General features: G+C 70.5%; 15 protein-coding genes. 11 read left to right on the forward strand and 4 right to left on the reverse strand.

All coding sequences use genetic code 11. The annotated features are described in order from the left end of the window. Positions 1–5: 5 nt before the first annotated feature. The gene (locus tag HCT63_RS11665; RefSeq protein ID WP_167004462.1) at positions 6–1490 is read left to right on the forward strand and encodes an MFS transporter; all 1485 of its coding nucleotides are present in this window, start codon (positions 6–8) and stop codon (positions 1488–1490) included. A gap of 3 nt (positions 1491–1493) precedes the next feature. On the opposite strand, the gene HCT63_RS11670 is transcribed toward HCT63_RS11665, so the two are convergent. After that, positions 1494–2435 (reverse strand): MBL fold metallo-hydrolase, encoded by a 942-nt coding sequence (locus HCT63_RS11670; protein ID WP_208322392.1) that lies wholly within the window; start codon positions 2433–2435, stop codon positions 1494–1496. Between the two features lie 86 nt (positions 2436–2521). On the opposite strand from HCT63_RS11670, the gene HCT63_RS11675 reads away from it, so the two are divergent. Then, on the forward strand, positions 2522–2914 hold the full coding sequence (locus tag HCT63_RS11675) for a MerR family transcriptional regulator (protein WP_167004464.1): 393 nt from the start codon (positions 2522–2524) through the stop codon (positions 2912–2914). A 163-nt stretch (positions 2915–3077) separates the two neighbouring features. Here the strand turns inward: HCT63_RS11675 and HCT63_RS11680 are convergent, their stop codons facing one another. Next, positions 3078–3725, reverse strand: coding sequence for a TetR/AcrR family transcriptional regulator (locus HCT63_RS11680; RefSeq protein ID WP_167004466.1), 648 nt, complete (start codon positions 3723–3725; stop codon positions 3078–3080). A gap of 83 nt (positions 3726–3808) precedes the next feature. Here HCT63_RS11680 and HCT63_RS11685 point away from each other — a divergent pair, with 83 nt between their 5' ends. After that, positions 3809–5596: a sugar phosphate isomerase/epimerase and 4-hydroxyphenylpyruvate domain-containing protein gene (locus HCT63_RS11685; protein ID WP_167004468.1), complete on the forward strand. Its 1788-nt coding sequence runs from the start codon at positions 3809–3811 to the stop codon at positions 5594–5596. A gap of 20 nt (positions 5597–5616) precedes the next feature. On the opposite strand, the gene HCT63_RS11690 is transcribed toward HCT63_RS11685, so the two are convergent. Next, on the reverse strand, positions 5617–6606 hold the full coding sequence (locus tag HCT63_RS11690; RefSeq protein WP_167004471.1) for a LacI family DNA-binding transcriptional regulator: 990 nt from the start codon (positions 6604–6606) through the stop codon (positions 5617–5619). A 79-nt stretch (positions 6607–6685) separates the two neighbouring features. Here HCT63_RS11690 and HCT63_RS11695 point away from each other — a divergent pair, with 79 nt between their 5' ends. The 6 genes from HCT63_RS11695 (at position 6686) to HCT63_RS11720 (ending at position 12060) form a co-directional block, all read left to right on the forward strand. Next, on the forward strand, positions 6686–7264 hold the full coding sequence (locus HCT63_RS11695) for a TRAP transporter small permease (RefSeq protein WP_167004474.1): 579 nt from the start codon (positions 6686–6688) through the stop codon (positions 7262–7264). Continuing rightward, positions 7261–8535 carry a TRAP transporter large permease gene (locus HCT63_RS11700; protein WP_167004477.1) on the forward strand — a complete coding sequence of 425 codons (1275 nt, stop codon included), beginning with the start codon at positions 7261–7263 and terminating at the stop codon, positions 8533–8535. Before HCT63_RS11695 ends, HCT63_RS11700 begins: the two co-directional genes overlap by 4 nt. After that, positions 8532–9485, forward strand: a complete 954-nt coding sequence (locus HCT63_RS11705; RefSeq protein ID WP_167004480.1) for a shikimate dehydrogenase — start codon at positions 8532–8534, stop codon at positions 9483–9485. The genes HCT63_RS11700 and HCT63_RS11705 overlap by 4 nt, the downstream gene beginning before the upstream one ends. 2 nt (positions 9486–9487) lie before the next feature. Beyond that, positions 9488–10507, forward strand: a complete 1020-nt coding sequence (locus HCT63_RS11710; protein WP_167004484.1) for a DctP family TRAP transporter solute-binding subunit — start codon at positions 9488–9490, stop codon at positions 10505–10507. Beyond that, positions 10504–11484 (forward strand): phosphotriesterase-related protein, encoded by a 981-nt coding sequence (locus HCT63_RS11715; protein WP_167004486.1) that lies wholly within the window; start codon positions 10504–10506, stop codon positions 11482–11484. Before HCT63_RS11710 ends, HCT63_RS11715 begins: the two co-directional genes overlap by 4 nt. A 63-nt stretch (positions 11485–11547) precedes the next feature. Continuing rightward, complete coding sequence (locus tag HCT63_RS11720; protein ID WP_167004489.1) at positions 11548–12060, forward strand: hypothetical protein; 513 nt, start codon at positions 11548–11550, stop codon at positions 12058–12060. Between the two features lie 3 nt (positions 12061–12063). Here HCT63_RS11720 and HCT63_RS11725 read toward each other — a convergent pair whose 3' ends face one another. Continuing rightward, a complete protein-coding gene (locus HCT63_RS11725) occupies positions 12064–12960 on the reverse strand; it encodes a LysR family transcriptional regulator (RefSeq protein WP_167004492.1) in 897 nt (298 codons plus the stop codon). A 92-nt stretch (positions 12961–13052) separates the two neighbouring features. Here HCT63_RS11725 and gabT point away from each other — a divergent pair, with 92 nt between their 5' ends. Both gabT and HCT63_RS11735 read left to right on the forward strand, forming a co-directional pair. Further along, a complete protein-coding gene (gene gabT, locus HCT63_RS11730; RefSeq protein ID WP_167004495.1) occupies positions 13053–14369 on the forward strand; it encodes a 4-aminobutyrate--2-oxoglutarate transaminase in 1317 nt (438 codons plus the stop codon). 1 nt (position 14370) lies between these two features. Continuing rightward, positions 14371–15849 carry an NAD-dependent succinate-semialdehyde dehydrogenase gene (locus HCT63_RS11735; RefSeq protein ID WP_167004498.1) on the forward strand — a complete coding sequence of 493 codons (1479 nt, stop codon included), beginning with the start codon at positions 14371–14373 and terminating at the stop codon, positions 15847–15849. The last annotated feature ends 4 nt before the right edge of the window (positions 15850–15853 follow it).

The raw sequence follows: 15853 nt of genomic DNA on the forward strand, positions 1-15853 counted from the left end.
CCGTGATGTCGACCGACACTGCCGCGAAGACCGGTGGCGTGCTGGCCGCCACGTGCCTGTCCACGTTGGTCGTGAACGCCAACACGTCCGCGGTGAGCATCCTGCTCCCGGCGATCAGCGACGACACCGGGATGTCGGTCGACACGCTGCAGTGGGCGGTGACCGGCTACTCGCTCGTCGGTGCCGCGGTGATCGTGACCTCGGGCGCCCTCGGCGACGTCTTCGGGCGCAAGCGGGTCTTCCAGCTCGGTCTGCTGCTGTTCGTCCTCTCGTGCCTCGTCATCGCCCTGGCGAACACCGGCGAGATGGTGATCATCGGTCGCCTGATTCAGGGTGCGGCCGGTGCCACGATCCTCGCGTGCGGGCTGAGTCTCCTGTCCGTCGCGAACTCCGGCGACGCACAGCTCAGAGCCGTGTCGCTGTGGGGTGCGGCCGCTGCCGTGGGGGCGGCCGCGGGTCCGCTTGTGGGCGGCGTCCTCGTCGACTTCACCGGGTGGCAGGGGTTGTTCTGGATCGACGCCGGCATCGCGATCGTCTGCATGGTGATGACGTTCGCGACGGTCACGGAGTCCCGGGACGAGACACGATCGCGCTCGATCGACTACGCCGGTGCCGTCCTCGTCGCCCTCACGCTGAGCCCGATCCTGCTGGGGACGAGCAAGGGCAGCGACTGGGGCTGGTTCAGCGTGGCCACGATCGGCTGCTTCGCGATCGCCGTGATCGCCGGCTTCGCGTTCGTCGCCGTCGAGAAGCGGGTCCGTGTGCCGCTCCTGGACCTCGCTCTCCTGCGCAACCGCACGCTCGTCGGCGCGACGATCGCGATCCTCGTGGGCGCGGGCACGATCAATGCGCTGATGTATCTGCTCAGCCTCTATTTTCAGAACCCTGCCGCCCTCGGGTTCACGCCGTTCCAGGCCGGCCTCGCGACGCTCCCGGCGACCGTGGGGCTGGTCGTGGTCGCCCCACTCGTGCCGACGATGGCGGCCAAGGTCGGTGGGCGCCAGGTCGTCTCGCTCGGGTTCCTCATCACCGGAGTGGGGTTCGCCGTCGTCGGTCTGACCCAGGCGGACTGGCGCTACCTCGCGTTCCTGCTGCCACTCGTCGCGATCGCCGTCGGCATGGGCATGTCGAACGGCCCGGCTTCGTCAGCGGCGACGGCCTGCGTCGACGCCGACGACGTCGGCGCCGCCTCCGGCGTCTCGAACATGGCCCGGTACGTCGGCGCTGCCGTGTTCACCGCGGTCGCGGCGACGGTGAACGCGGCCGTCATCACGAACCGCACGGACACCGGTCACTCGCAGGGCGACGCGCTCGCGGCCGGGATCGGCGCCGCCTCGTGGGTGATGGCGGGCCTCAGCTTCGCCGCGGTCCTGCTGGACGTCCTCATGAAGCGGCACCGCCAGGCGAAGGGCACGCTCACCGACGCCGTCGCCGCCGCCGCCGCGCCGATCCAGACCCTGCCAACGACGGCGACACCGCAACCCCGCTGAGCATCAGCGCACGGGGACGGCGCCGGACAGTCGTCGGGCCGCGTCCGGGTCGTGCGTCGGAACGATCCCGACGCGTTCTCTGACGGCATGGAGGCGGTGCAGCGTACGGAACGTCTCGCCTCGGTCCTCGTCGGCGAGGCCGCCCGGGAAGGCGGACTTCTGGCGTAGGTCCTCGACCTGGTAGCTGTGCCACGCCGCGTCGCCCGCGAGCAGCACCCACCCGCGCTCGGTGTGCAGGAGAACGCCGACGCTCCCAGGGGTGTGGCCCGCGAGGTCGACGAGCACGACCGAGCCGTCACCGAAAAGGTCGTGGCTCGCGGCAAACGTGAGGACGGGCGGCCCCTCGAGGTCGTACAGGACCGTCGTACGCCCCCGCAGTGCGTCGCGGACTCCTCCGACCGGTGCGATCAGCCCGTCCATGACCCAGTCCCGCTCGCGGGTGTGGAGCCGCACCGGCAGGTCGGGAAGGTCGAGCAGGCCGCACACGTGGTCCCAGTGCGCGTGGGTCGGCAGGGCGAAGTCGAGTGCAGGCGCCGGGTCGAGCTCACCGAGGGCCGTGACGGTCGCGACGGTCCGGCCCGGGGGGCTCATCACGGCCCGAAGGACCGCAGGCAGCTGCGCGACCGCACGCCGCTCAGCGTCGAGGCACAGGCTCGGATCCACGAGGAACGTCGCTTCAGGATGGGTGACCACGAACGTCTGGAGCGCGTTGGGGATCCGGCGCGGGCTCCGGCGGCCCTCGACGATCATCGCGGTCGGGACCGGGCGGGCCACCTGACGCAACGGCGTGACAGTCACGGTCCGGGTCGCGTACGGGAGGCCTGCGTCGGTCAGGCTGCGGAGGAACCGCTCGTCCCGTGGCCGCGGACGCACCACGCCCTTCAGGAGGCCTGCGGCTGCTGCGCAGCATACGGCGATGCTGGGAGTTCGAACGTCTTCGGACACCGGGGTGACCGCCTTCCGTCGTCGGGTTGACCATCGATGATGGGACGCTATAACTTCAGGTCGACCTGAAGTAAAGAGGTGATCCGATGCCCGAGACGGAGATGCGGGTCGGCGACGCCGCCGCTGTCCTCGGCATCGCGGCGCACGTCCTGCGCCACTGGGAGGACGTCGAGCTGCTCCGACCACCGCGGCTCCCCTCGGGCCATCGCGTCTACGACGAACAGTCGCTCGCGCAGGCTCGGATGATCCAGATCTGCCAGCGCGCCGGACTCTCGTTGGCCGAGGTCCGTGACCTCGCTGCCGCGGAGCGCGCCGACCGGATCGGGATCATCGCTGCCAAGCGAGTCAGCATCGCCGAACAGGTCGCCGATCTCGAGCTGGCCGACCGGTTTCTCTCGCACGTGGTGACCTGCGCCCATCCGGTCGTGTCCGACTGCGACGAGTGCTCCGCTCTGGTGGCGAGAGCGCGACTCGGATGACGCAGCGGATGGCCTCCGTCCCCGATTCGGGCATTTTGCCACCGAATCCGCTGTCGGGTTGGGTGTCAAAGTGCCCGAATCGGGGACGGGGCCTCAGCGGATCAGGCAGCGACCGAGATCGCACGAGGGGTGCCGAGACCCGGGGTCTCGATACGGGCTCGCCCTACGCGACCGGGGACCCGGGACGCAGCCAGGACACGACGACGTCGCCGATCAACGCGCGCAGCCGCGGGCGCTGATCGTCGGCGAGCAGGTCGACGTCGAAGAGGTAGCCGAACGTGTACTGGTTGGCGACCTGGAACACGCAGTACGAGCTGATCAGCAGGTGCACGTCGAGCGCGTCGACGTCGTCACGGAACACCCCGTCGGCGACGCCCCGCTTGAGGATCGTCTCGAGGATCTCCATCGCCGGCTTGCCGAGGTCACGGAGCACCTCGAGCTTGCGGATGCCCTCACCGCGATGGATGTTCTCGATGGCGACCAGGCGCATGAAGTCCTGGTGCTCGACGTGGTGGTCGTACGTCAGTTCGGCGAGCCGCCTGATCGCGTCGACAGGGCCGAGGTCACCAACCTCGAGACGCTCCTCGGCCTGACGGATCCCGCGGTACGCGTTCTCCAGAACGGCGAGATAAAGCTGCTCCTTGCCGCCGAAGTAGTAGTAGATCATCCGCTTCGTCGTGCGTGTGCGCTCCGCGATCTCGTCGACGCGGGCACCGGAGTATCCGTCCTCGGCGAACGCCCGTGTGGCGACCTCGAGGAGCTCCGCCTTCGTACGCTCGGGATCGCGCTGCCTCGAGACCTGGTCAGTCACGGCACCACCCTAGTCGAGCGAGGCCACCGAGGACCGGCAGTCGGCTCTGGCCCCCGCAATGTACGAAATGGTACGTTCCTCGCGTGCGTACGTCGATCGCCACCGTCTGCCTCAGCGGAAGTCTCGTCCCCAAGCTCCACGCCTGCGCCGAAGCCGGCTTCGACGGCGTGGAGATCTTCGAGCCCGACCTCGTGACCGCGTACGAGTCGCCCGAGGAGATCCGCACGCTCGCGGACCGGCTCGGGCTGTCGCTCGACCTCTACCAGCCGTTCCGCGACTTCGAGGGCGTCGACGAGGAGACCTTCGCCGACAACCTTCGCCGCGCGGAGACGAAGTTCGCGCTGATGAACCGCCTCGGTATGGACCTGATCCTCGTGTGCAGCAACGTCGCCACCGCCACGATCGACTCCGACGAGGTGTCGGCCCGTCAGCTGCGCGCCCTCGGTGAGCTCGCCGCCTCGTACGGGGTCCGCATCGCGTTCGAGGCGCTCGCCTGGGGCAAGTACATCGACGACTACCGCCGCGCATGGCGGATCGTAGAGCGCGCGGACCACCCCAACATCGGCGTGTGCCTCGACTCGTTCCACATCCTGTCTCGCGGCCACGACCCGAGCGACATCGAGAAGATCCCGGGCGACAAGATCTTCTACCTCCAGCTCGCCGACGCCCCTGCCCTCGACATGGACGTGCTCTCGTGGAGCCGGCACCACCGCCTCTTCCCAGGCGAGGGCAGCTTCGACCTCACCGGCTTCCTCGGCCACGTGCTCGCCGCCGGCTACACCGGACCGCTGTCGCTCGAGGTCTTCAACGACGTCTTCCGCCAGACCGACGTGCGACGCACCGCTGCGCACGCGCACCGCTCGCTGGTCTGGCTCGCCGACCAGGTACGCCGTCCCGACACCGCAGCCACCACCAGGCCGCTCACCGCCGTCAGCCCGCCGCAGGCCTTCGACTTCGTCGAACTGCGCGGGTCAGGGCTCGACGACACCGACCTCGTGCTCGAACAGCTCGGCTTCACCTTCCGCGGCCGGCACCGCACCAAGCCCGTACGACTCTGGTCGTCGGGGAGGGCCCGCGTGATCCTCAACGACCGCGGAGGGGACAAGCCGGCCCACCTGGCCGCGTTCGGTCTCGAGGTCGCCGACGCGGACGCGGCGCTGGCGCGGGCCCGCGAGCTCGACGCGCCCCCGGTGTTCCGGCAGACGCACGCGGGCGAGCAGGACCTGCCGGCGACGGCGGCACCCGACGGAACGCAGATCCTCTTCAGCGACCACGGACCCGATCCACGCTGGCTCGACGAGTTCACGTACGGCGATCCCGAACGCTCCGACGTCGCCCGCTCCATCGACCACGTCAACGTGACGCAGCGCTGGCAGGACTTCGACGAGGCCGTGCTCTTCTATCAGAGCGTCCTCGGCCTCGACCCGGAGCCAGCCCGCGAAGTCGCCGGGCCGAGCGGGCTCGTCCGCAGCCAGGTGATGCGTACGCCGGACGGCTGCGTACGACTCCCCCTCAACGTGGAGCCGCAGGGCGAGGACCGCCGTGCGCAGCACGTCGCGTTCGCCTCAGACGACGTCGTCGGGCTCGCCCGTACGGCACGGGGGCGCGGACTGTCGTTCCTCCCCGTACCCGACAACTACTACGACGACCTGCGCGCGCGCTTCGGCCTCGACGACGCGTTCCTCACCGAACTGCGGTCGCTGGACCTGCTGTACGACGAGGACGCCGACGGCGGGTTCGTGCACTTCTACACACGCACCCTCGGTGACGTGTTCTTCGAGTTCGTCGAGCGGCGCGGTCCGTACGACGGGTACGGTGCCGCGGACGCGCCCGTACGACTCGCCGCGCAGCGCGCCACCGGCGCCCTCTGACCCGTCGGACAGCCGCGGCCCTACGGCGCCTCGCCGGTCGAGTCGCGGAGCACCAGCTCGGTCGGGAGCACGACACGCGCAGGCGTACGGGGCTGGCGTGTCGGCGTCGCCATGTCGAGCAGGATCTCGACCGCCGCCCGTCCGACCTCGCCGTGCGGGCCCCCGAGGGTCGTGAGGCGCGGGGTGCACAAGTCCGAGGCGAAGATGTCGTCGAACCCGACCACGCTCACGTCCGCCGGCACCCGCACACCGCGCTGCGCGAGCCGCTGGACGACCCCGATCGCGAGCAGGTCGTTGTGCGCGACGACGGCAGTCGCGCCGGTGTTGAGGGCACCGTCGGCCGCGACTCCTCCGTGCGAAACCTTGGGCGTGAACGGCCCCACGCGCTCGACCCGGATGCCGAGGTCGTCGCCGGCGACGCGCAGCGCGGACCACCTCGTCGCCGCCATCCACGAGTTGCGCGGCCCGGCGAGGTAGACGAGATGGCGGTGCCCGAGCGACGCCAGGTGCTCCACGAGCTGGCGGCACCCCTGGACGTGGTCGAGGACGACGCTCGAGAGCCCTGGGAGCTCGCGGTTCATCAGGACGACCGGGCGTTGCGCCGAGATCTGCTCGAGGTTCTCGTCCGGCAGGCGGCTCGCGGCGAGCACGAACCCGTCGACCGAGCCGACGAGGCGCTGGATCTGGTCGTACTCGATGCGCGGCGACTCCTCGGCGTTGACGAGCACGAGCGTGTACTCCGACGCCTTCGCCCGCAGCTCGGCCCCGCGGATCAGCTCGAAGTAGTGCGGGTTCGTGATGTCGGAGACGACCATCGCGACGGTGTGGTGGCGGCCGGAGAACAGCGCGCGGGCATGCGGGTTCGGCCGATAGCCAAGCTCGGCAGCGACCGCGAGGACGTGCTCGCGGGTCTTCGCACTCACTCGCGTCGGATGGGAGAACGCGCGTGACACCGTCGAGGTCGCGACCCCGGCGGCCGCGGCGACGTCGTAGATCGTGGGGTCGGCCATGTCACATAGCGAACACGATCTGGCAACCCGATGGCAACCGCTTGCCACGACAATCTCGTCGTCCCTAAGTTCCCCTCCTATGACGTACGCCACACCACCCCTGCGTGGTCCCGAGCGCGTGAAGGCGTTCTTCGACGCCCCGCCCCGGTGGGCATCGAGGACCGTCCGGGTGCTGACCGCGATCGAGCTGGCGATCGGCATCGCCGCTCTGCTGCTCATCTTCTTCCTCGTGCTCGCGCAGGCCGCGCAGCGCTACCTCCCGTTCGACGGCTGGCCGTGGACGGGCGAGCTCGCCCGCTTCTGCCTGGTGTGGCTGACCTTCGTCGTGGCAGGTGTGCTCGTCACGAGCGACTCCCACATCGCGATCGAGATGGTCGACGCGATCGACAACGAAGTCGTACGCCGCATCGTCCGCGTCATCTCGTGTGTCGTGGTCGCGGCCGTCGGTGCCGCCCTCACCGCCGAGGCGTGGTCGCTGACGATGGACCAGGGCATCATCAAGTCGCCGGCCATGCGGATGCCGATGTCGTGGCTCTATGCGATCTCGCTGGTCGGATTCGTGAGCACCACCCTGCGCGCCGCGTTCGCCGCAGTGCAGTACGCCGTCGTCGGCGTGCCGCAGGACCGTACGCGTGACATGGAGGCCCCGGTCGCATGAGCCTCCTCGTTCTCGGCCTCCTCATCACCGTCCTCCTGGTGATCCGGGTCCCGATCGCGTTCGCGTTCATCGGCCCGTCGCTGCTCTATCTCATGACCAACGATCAGTCGCTGGGCCTCGCGCTGCGCCTCGTCGCGCAGTCCACGGCCAGCTTCCCGCTGCTCGCTGTGCCTCTGTTCATCCTGCTCGGCTGCCTGGCCAACCACGCCGGTATCGCGGACCGCCTGTTCGACTTCGCGCTGGCCCTGCTCGGCCGGGTGCGCGGCAGCCTCGGCTACGTGAGCGTCGGCGTGAGCCTCGGCTTCTCCTGGATGAGCGGGTCGGCCGTCGCGGACGCCGCCGCGCTCGGCAAGGTCCAGATCCCGGCGATGCTCCGCAGCGGCTACTCCAAGAAGTTCGCCCTCGGCGTCACCGGCGCCGCCTCGCTCATCGCCCCGGTCATGCCGCCGAGCATCCCCGCCGTGATCTACGCCGGGCTTGCCGCGGTGTCGACGGGCGCGCTGTTCGCCGCCTCCGTCGTTCCCGCGCTCCTGATGGCACTCGGCCTGTGCGTCGTCGTGTTCTTCTGGGTCCGCCGCGACCCCAACATCGAGCGCACCCAGTTCAGCGGCGCGCGGGTGTGGGAGACCGGCAAGCGCGTGATCGCGCCGCTCGGGGCGCCGGTCATCATCCTCGGCGGCATCCTCGGCGGCTTCTTCACCCCGACCGAGGCGGCAGCGGTCGGCGCGGCGTACATGGCGATCCTCGGCTTCGCGTACGGCACGCTCAAGATCCGCGACCTGCCCAAGGTCCTCACCGAGGCGGTCCTCACCAGCGGCGCGATCATGCTGATCGTCGCGTCGGCCAACCTGCTCGGCTACATCTTCGCGAGAGAGCAAGTCGCGCAACACCTCTCGGCCTGGGTCCTCGACCTGACCTCGAGCCCGACAGTCTTCCTGCTGCTCGTGCTCCTGCTGTCGCTGGTCCTCGGCACGGCCCTCGACGCGATCGCCGTCCTCACGTTGACCGTCCCGATCCTGCTGCCGATCGCGGCGGTGTACGAGGTGGACCCGATCGCGCTGGGCGTGCTGATGATCCTGTCGCAGATGATCGGCCTGCTCACTCCCCCGGTGGGCACCGTCATCTTCGTCCTGCAGGCGATCGCGAAGGCGCGGATGTCGGAGGTGTTCTGGGGCTCGCTACCGTTCATGGTCCCGCTTCTCCTGCTGTGCCTGGCGATCGTCTTCTGGCCCGATGCGATCCTCTACCTCCCGAAGGAGCTGGGCCTGTGACCGGGCATCACGACAGCCGCGGCTCCGTCCTCGCCGGCCTGCTCGGCCAGGGCGTCAAACCGTCGCTCACCCCGCCGATGCACGAGCGCGAGGCCGACCGGCACGGGCTTCGCTACGTCTACAAGGTGGTCGATCTCGACGACACCCAGGTGGACGCCGACCACGTGCGCGACCTCCTCGCGGCGGCGGTCGAGCTCGGCTTCGACGGGCTCAACGTCACCCACCCCATCAAGCGGACCCTGCTGCCGTACGTCGACGAGCTCGCCTCCGAGGTCGTCCGCATCGGCGCCCTCAACACCATCCTGATCCGCGACGGCGTCACGACAGCGCACAACACCGACGTCACCGGCTTCACCCGCGCGTTCCGCGAGGGTCTGCCCGGCGCGGACCTCGACGACGTCGTCCTGCTCGGCGCCGGCGGCGCGGGCACGGCGGTCGCGCACGCGCTCGCCGACCTCGGGGCCACGCGGCTCCACGTCGTCGATCCCGATCAGACCCGCGCCGAGAGCCTGCGCGCCTCGGTGTCCGGCACGGGCGCGACGCTCGACGTCCGTACGCACGCGCCGTCTGCACTCGCCACCGTGCTCGCCGGCGCCTCCGGACTCGTCAACGCCAGCCCGGTCGGCATGGCCCAGCACCCCGGCTCACCCGTGCCGGACGAGCTGCTCGCCCCGCAGCTCTGGGTCGCCGACATCGTCTACCGTCCCCTCATGACCGAGCTGCTCCGTACGGCGCGAGCACGCGGTTGCCCCACCCTCAGCGGCGCCGGGATGGCGGTCCACCAGGCCGCCGACACCTTCGAGCTCCTCACCGGCAGGACAGCTCACCGCGAGGAGATGTTCCGCGACTTCGACGAGATGGTCTCCGCCGAGACCGCCCCGCCGCAGGACGCGGACGTCGACCATCCCACCCATCGGTCTCGGGAGACCTCCGGAGAAAGGAACCAGTAGCCATGTCTACACACCGATTCCGCCGTACCACCACGATCGCCGTCTGGGCGGTCGTCCCCGTGCTCGCGCTCACCGCCTGCGGTGGGGGCGACGACGAGGGAGGTGACGGTGGCGACGTCGAGCTCACGCTCGCGCACAGCTACACCGAGAACCAACCGCAGCACCGCTGCGGAGCCCAGGTCATCGCCGACGAGGTCGAGAACGCCGACGTCGGGGTGACGGTGAAGCTCCACCCCAACAGCCAGCTCGGCGGCGACGCCGACCGGATCAGCTCGGTCGTCTCCGGAGACATCGACATCGACATCCAAGGCGCCTCGGCGCTCGGTGCCGTGTACGAGCCGGTCGCCGTCCTCGACGCCGCGTACGCCTTCGACGACAACGACCACCTCGTACGGTTCTTCGAGAGCGACGACTCAAACGAGCTGCTCGACGGCTTCAAGGAGGAGACGGGCGTGACGACGCTCGGCGCCTGGTCTGCCGGCATGCGGCAGTTCACCGCCAACGAGCCGATCCGTACGCCGGCAGACCTCGAGGGCCTGCGGATGCGCTTCCCCGCGTCGCCGCAGTTCCTCATGAACGCCAAGGCGCTGGGGGCGAACGCGACCGAGGTGGCGTACGAGGAGCTCTTCCTCGCGCTTCAACAGGGCACGGTCGACGGCCAGGAGAACCCGATCGTCAACATCGACGCCGTCAGCCTCGACGAGGTGCAGGACTACATCAGCATGTCGTCGCACCAGGCCAACTCCAACCTGGTGATCATCGGCCAGAAGTGGGACGAGCTGTCCGACGAGCAGCAGGAGGCGTTGCAGGCGGCGGTCGACAAGGCCGTCGAGGAAGTTCCGGGCTGTGTCGACGAGGACGAGCAGAAGACGCTCGCCGAGTGGAAGGACAGTGGGTCGCTGAAGGTCGTCGACGACGTGGACGTCGAGGCGTTCCGAACGAAGGCCGACACCTACTTGCGCGAGAACTTCAACGATGAGCAGCTCGCCGTCTACGAGGCGATCCGGGGCACGGCTGAATGACGGGGTCGGGGGAAGTCCAGACCTTCACCGGCCCGGTTGACGAGGGCGACCTCGGGGTCACGCTGATCCACGAGCACGTCTTCGTCGGGCATACCGAGCTGGACCTGAACTTCCCCCATCCGGAGTGGGACGACGCCGCGGCGGTCGAGACGGCCGTCGCGGGCCTCGACCGCCTGTGGGACCTGGGCGTACGGACGGTAGTCGACCTCACCGTCCTCGGTCTCGGACGTGACGTGGCGCGGGTGGCGACGGTTGCCGCCCGGTCACGCGTCCGGCTCGTCGCGTCGACGGGCTACTACACGGCGGACGTGCTGCCGCCGTACTTCCACACCCACGGGCCCGGCCTGCTGATCAACGGGCCGGACCCGCTGGTGGAGATGTTCCTCGCCGACATCGAGAACGGCATCGCCGGCACGGGCGTCCGAGCCGGGATGCTCAAGGTGGTGACCGACCGGGCCGGACGCACCCCGGACGTCACGCGGGTGATGACAGCGGCGGCGATCGCGCACCAGCAGACCGGGGTGCCGATCACCACGCACACGCACGCACCGTCGGAGAACGGCCGCGACCAGCTCGCGTTCCTCGGCAAGCACGGCGTCGCGCCCGACCGCGTGATCGTCGGACACTGTGGCGACTCCGAGGACCTCGCCTATCTGCGCGCGCTCGCCGACACCGGGGCGACCCTGGGGATGGACAGGTTCGGGATGGAGCACCTGCTGGCCGACGAGAAGCGCGCACGCACGGTGCTGGCGCTGCTGCGTCTCGGCTACGCCGACCGCATGGTGCTGTCGCACGACGCCGCGTTCTTCAGCCGGGTGACACCGCCGAGCTGGCGCGCCACGCATGTCCCGAACTGGCACATGGAGAACGTCCACCGGCGCATCGTCCCGATGTTGCGCGAGGGTGGCGCGAGCGAGGCCGACCTCGAGCAGATGCTGGTCCGCAACCCCGCGCGGCTGCTGGCGCCGTCGCGCTGATCGGGCGGGCCGCGCCATCGTCACCGCACGAAGTGTGCGACCACGGTGCACCATGAATACGTGATGTCTCCACCCACGAAGCGTCCGCCCCTCGACCGGGAGCGCGCCGCCGCGCGGGTCAGCGCATACCTGTACGGCAACATCCTGGTGCTCGCAGCGCTCGTGTCGCTCCACCCCGAGGACCTCGACGGACCGACCGGAGCCGTCGTCGTTCTGGGCACGGCGGTCTCCACCTTCATCGCGCACGCCCTTGCGGAGACCGTCGCCCTCGACGTCCGCAGCACGGGATCCGTCTCGCGCACGATGCTCCTCCACGAGCTGCGAGACGCCCGCCCCATCGCGTCGACCGCGTCGCTGCCCGTCCTGCTGATGCTTGCCGCGTACGTCGGCTGGATCGCCGAAAGCTGGGCGCTCGGCCTCGCGATCGCCGTCATCGTCGTGCGACTCGCCGCTCTGGGCTGGATCGTCGCGCAGATCGCCGGCAAGCGGGGGTCACGTGAGATGTTCGGCTCCGGCTTCGCACTCGCCGTCCTCGGCATCCTCGCTGCGGTGCTCGAGTGGCAGCTCAAGCACTGACCCTCATCTCGCAGGCGGCGCGACGCCCGCCCCGTACCGCGCGACGCAGAAGTCCCGCAGCCGACGGGTCAGGTCGGCGAGGGTCGCGGCCGCGTGATGGTCGGGCTCCCATGCCGCCCACAGGTGGACCCGCAGCGGCCCGTGGGCGCCGTCGACCTCGAGCGGGACGAGGGCGAAGCGCGGATCGTCGGTGACGACCGCGATCCCTCGCCCCGCCGCCGCGAGCGCCTGCGCGACCTGAGGGTGGGACGACTCGACGTACGACCCGAGCGCGAGCCCGGCGTTCTCGACGGCGACGTCGAGCACGTGCCGCGCCCTCATGCCCGTGCGTAGCACCACGAGCCGCTCACCGACGAGCTCATCGAGCCCAACGCTCCCCCGCGGCGCCCACGCGTGGTCCGTCCGGACGTACGCCCACACCGGCAGCACGGCGACCGGCGCACCGGCGAGGTCCGGACCGGGCCGGTCGAACACGAGCGCGAGATCGGCGCCGCCGCGCAGCGACACGTGCGGGTCACCGACCTCGGTCTCCAGCACGGTGGGCACCGGGTCGTCAGGCTCCAGCTGCGCCACGAACGGCGCGATGACGTCGGTCAGCGTCGTCGTCCGGGTCGCGATCGTCAACGCCTCGAGACGCCCCGCCGCCATCGTGGACGCCGTAGCGCGGGCCTCGTCGGCGCGCCGCAGCAGATCGCGCGCGACTGGGAGGAACTGCGTGCCCGCCGCGTTGAGCGCCAGTCGCCCGCGCGACCGCGTGAAGAGGTCGACGCCCAGCTCGCGCTCCAGGCCGCGCAGCTGCCGCGACAGCGCCGGCTGCGTCATGTGAAGGGCAGTCGCGGCGCCGCTGACCGTGCCGGCGTCAGCGGTCGCGACAAAGTAGCCGAGCACCCGCAGCTCCATCCGAGCCTCCAAACCTCCTATGCCTGTACGGCATACGTAGGCAGTATATTCGGTATTGGACGGCATAGCCTCGTTACCCCGATCCTGTCTGCATGGCTCTCACCCAGGAACGTCGCCTCGTCACCCCTATCCCGGGACCGGCCTCGCAGGCGCTGATGGCACGCAAGCACGCCGCAGTCCCCGCCGCAGTGGCGACGACGATGCCCGTGTTCGCCGCCGAGGCGTCCGGCGGGATCGTCAAAGACGTCGACGGCAACCAGCTCATCGACCTCGGGTCGGGCATCGCCGTGACGACCGTGGGCGTGAGCGCACCGCGGGTCGTCGACGCCGTGGCCGCCCAGGCCGCCGCCTACACACACACCTGCTTCATGGTCACCCCGTACGAGCCGTACGTCGCGGTTGCCGAGGCCCTCAACCGGCTCACCCCGGGCGACCACGAGAAGCGCACCGCGCTGTTCAACTCCGGCGCCGAAGCCGTCGAGAACGCGGTGAAGATCGCCCGCGCCCACACCGGTCGGCAGGCGGTCGTCGTATTCGACCACGCCTACCACGGGCGGACCAACCTCACGATGGCGATGACGGCCAAGTCGATGCCGTACAAGCACGGGTTCGGGCCCTTCTCCCCCGAGGTCTACCGCGCCCCCATGTCGTACCCCTTCCGCGACGGCATCAAGGACGGCCGGCTCGCCGCCGAGCGGGCCCTCGATGTCATCGACAAGCAGGTCGGCGCCGCCAACCTCGCGGCCGTCGTGATCGAGCCGATCCAGGGCGAGGGCGGGTTCGTGGTGCCCGCGGAGGGCTTCCTCGCGGCGATCGCGCAGTGGTGCACCGAGAACGGCGTCGTGTTCGTCGCCGACGAGGTGCAGTCGGGCTTCGGGCGTACGGGGGCGATGTATGCGTGCGAGCACGAGGGCGTCGTACCCGACCTCGTCGTCACGGCCAAGGGGGTGGCCGACGGCCTGCCCCTGTCCGCCGTGACGGGGCGCGCCGCGATCATGGACGCCGCGCACGCCTCGGGCCTCGGCGGCACGTACGGCGGCAACCCGCTGGCCTGTGCCGCGGCGCTCGCGACGATCGAGATCCTCGAGGCCGAGGGGCTGGTGGCGCGGGCAGGTGCCATCGAGTCACTGATGCGCGACCGACTCCACCGCGTCGCGGCCGACGACCCGCGCATCGGCGACGTGCGCGGACGCGGCGCGATGATCGCGATCGAGCTCGTCGATGCGGCCGGCGAGCCCGACGCCGCGCTCGCCAAGCGCCTCGCCTCCGCCTGCCACACCGAGGGCGTCATCATCCTCACCTGCGGCACCTGGGGCAATGTGATCCGCTTCCTGCCGCCGCTGACGATCTCCGACGCCCTTCTCCACGAGGCGCTCGACGTCCTCACCACCGCTCTGCAGGAGGCCTGACATGACCGCGACGTACGAGCCCTCCGCGCTCGAGCGCCACCTCGCCGAGCTCGATCCCGAGCGCGGCCTGTTCGTCGGCGGCGAGTGGCGGTCGACCGCCGCGACCTTCGTCGTCGACGACCCCGCGACCGCCGCCCTCGTCGCGCACGTCGCCGACGCCTCCCCTGCCGACGCGACCTCGGCCGTCGACGCCGCTGCGCGCGCACTGACCGCGTGGCGCCGCACCGCGCCACGCGCCCGCTCGGAGATTCTGCGACGCACGTACGACCTGATGGTCTCCGACGTCGACCGGCTGACTGCGCTCATCTGCGCCGAGAACGGCAAGTCGCTCGTCGACGCACGCGGCGAGGTGATGTACGCGGCCGAGTTCTTCCGCTGGTTCTCCGAGGAGGCCGTGCGGAGCTCCGGCGACTACGGCCCGGCGCCGGCCGGCGGCACCCGTACGCTCGTGACCCGCCGCCCCGTCGGCGTCGCCGCCCTGGTGACCCCGTGGAACTTCCCCGCCGCGATGGCGACCCGCAAGATCGCCCCGGCGCTCGCGGCCGGGTGCACGGTGGTGCTCAAGCCGGCGGCCGAGACCCCGCTCACCGCCCTCGCGATCGCCCGGATCCTCACCGAGGCCGGGGTGCCGGACGGGGTCGTCAACGTCGTCCCGACCACCGACGCGGCCGCAGTCGTCGGCACCTGGCTCGCGGACCCCCGGGTCCGCAAGATCTCGTTCACCGGATCGACGAACGTCGGCCGGATCCTGCTGCGCCAGGCGGCGGACCGGGTCGTGAACAGCTCGATGGAGCTCGGCGGGAACGCGCCGTTCATCGTCACGGACGACGCCGACCTCGACGCGGCCGTCGAAGGGGCAATGGTCGCGAAGTTCCGCAATGGCGGGCAGGCCTGCACCGCGGCGAACCGCTTCTACATCCATGCCGACGTCGCTGACGCGTTCACCGCACGCCTGGGGGCAGCCGTCGAGGCGCTGACCGTCGGTCCGGCGTCAACCGGCGCCCAGATCGGTCCGCTGATCTCAGCCAAGGCGCTCGCGGGCGTGCAGGCACTCATCGACGCCGCCCTCGCCGCTGGAGCGACGGTCGCGCACCGCGCACCGCTCGATCCGACGCTAACCGGGCACTTCCTCGCCCCGGTCGTGCTCGCCGACGTGGCCCCGGACTCCCCGGTCGTCACCGAAGAGATCTTCGGACCGGTCGCCCCGATCGTCAGGTGGCGCACGGAGGAGGAGCTGCTCGACTACGTCAATGCCAGCGAGTACGGCCTCGCCGCGTACGTCTACGCGGGCGATCTCGGCCGCGCGCTGCGTCTCGCCGAGGAGATCGACGCGGGCATGGTCGGCATCGGGCGCGGCCTCGTCTCCGATCCGGCCGCACCGTTCGGCGGGGTCAAGCAGAGCGGCCTGGGTCGCGAGGGTGCACGCGAGGGGCTGGAGGAGTTCAGCGAGACACAGTACTTCAGCGTCGCGTGGCAGTGACGGC

Origin of the sequence: Mumia sp. ZJ430 (genome assembly GCF_011751845.1) — a bacterium.
Lineage (GTDB): Bacteria > Actinomycetota > Actinomycetes > Propionibacteriales > Nocardioidaceae > Mumia.

Coding starts and splice junctions, on each gene's coding strand:
- HCT63_RS11735 (WP_167004498.1), top strand. CDS start 14,371: ATGACCGCGACGTACGAGCCCTCCGCGCTCGAGCGCCACCTCGCCGAG.
- HCT63_RS11665 (WP_167004462.1), top strand. CDS start 6: ATGTCGACCGACACTGCCGCGAAGACCGGTGGCGTGCTGGCCGCCACG.
- HCT63_RS11690 (WP_167004471.1), bottom strand. CDS start 6,606: ATGGCCGACCCCACGATCTACGACGTCGCCGCGGCCGCCGGGGTCGCG.
- gabT (WP_167004495.1), top strand. CDS start 13,053: ATGGCTCTCACCCAGGAACGTCGCCTCGTCACCCCTATCCCGGGACCG.
- HCT63_RS11675 (WP_167004464.1), top strand. CDS start 2,522: ATGCCCGAGACGGAGATGCGGGTCGGCGACGCCGCCGCTGTCCTCGGC.
- HCT63_RS11695 (WP_167004474.1), top strand. CDS start 6,686: ATGACGTACGCCACACCACCCCTGCGTGGTCCCGAGCGCGTGAAGGCG.
- HCT63_RS11700 (WP_167004477.1), top strand. CDS start 7,261: ATGAGCCTCCTCGTTCTCGGCCTCCTCATCACCGTCCTCCTGGTGATC.
- HCT63_RS11715 (WP_167004486.1), top strand. CDS start 10,504: ATGACGGGGTCGGGGGAAGTCCAGACCTTCACCGGCCCGGTTGACGAG.
- HCT63_RS11710 (WP_167004484.1), top strand. CDS start 9,488: ATGTCTACACACCGATTCCGCCGTACCACCACGATCGCCGTCTGGGCG.
- HCT63_RS11720 (WP_167004489.1), top strand. CDS start 11,548: ATGTCTCCACCCACGAAGCGTCCGCCCCTCGACCGGGAGCGCGCCGCC.
- HCT63_RS11725 (WP_167004492.1), bottom strand. CDS start 12,960: ATGGAGCTGCGGGTGCTCGGCTACTTTGTCGCGACCGCTGACGCCGGC.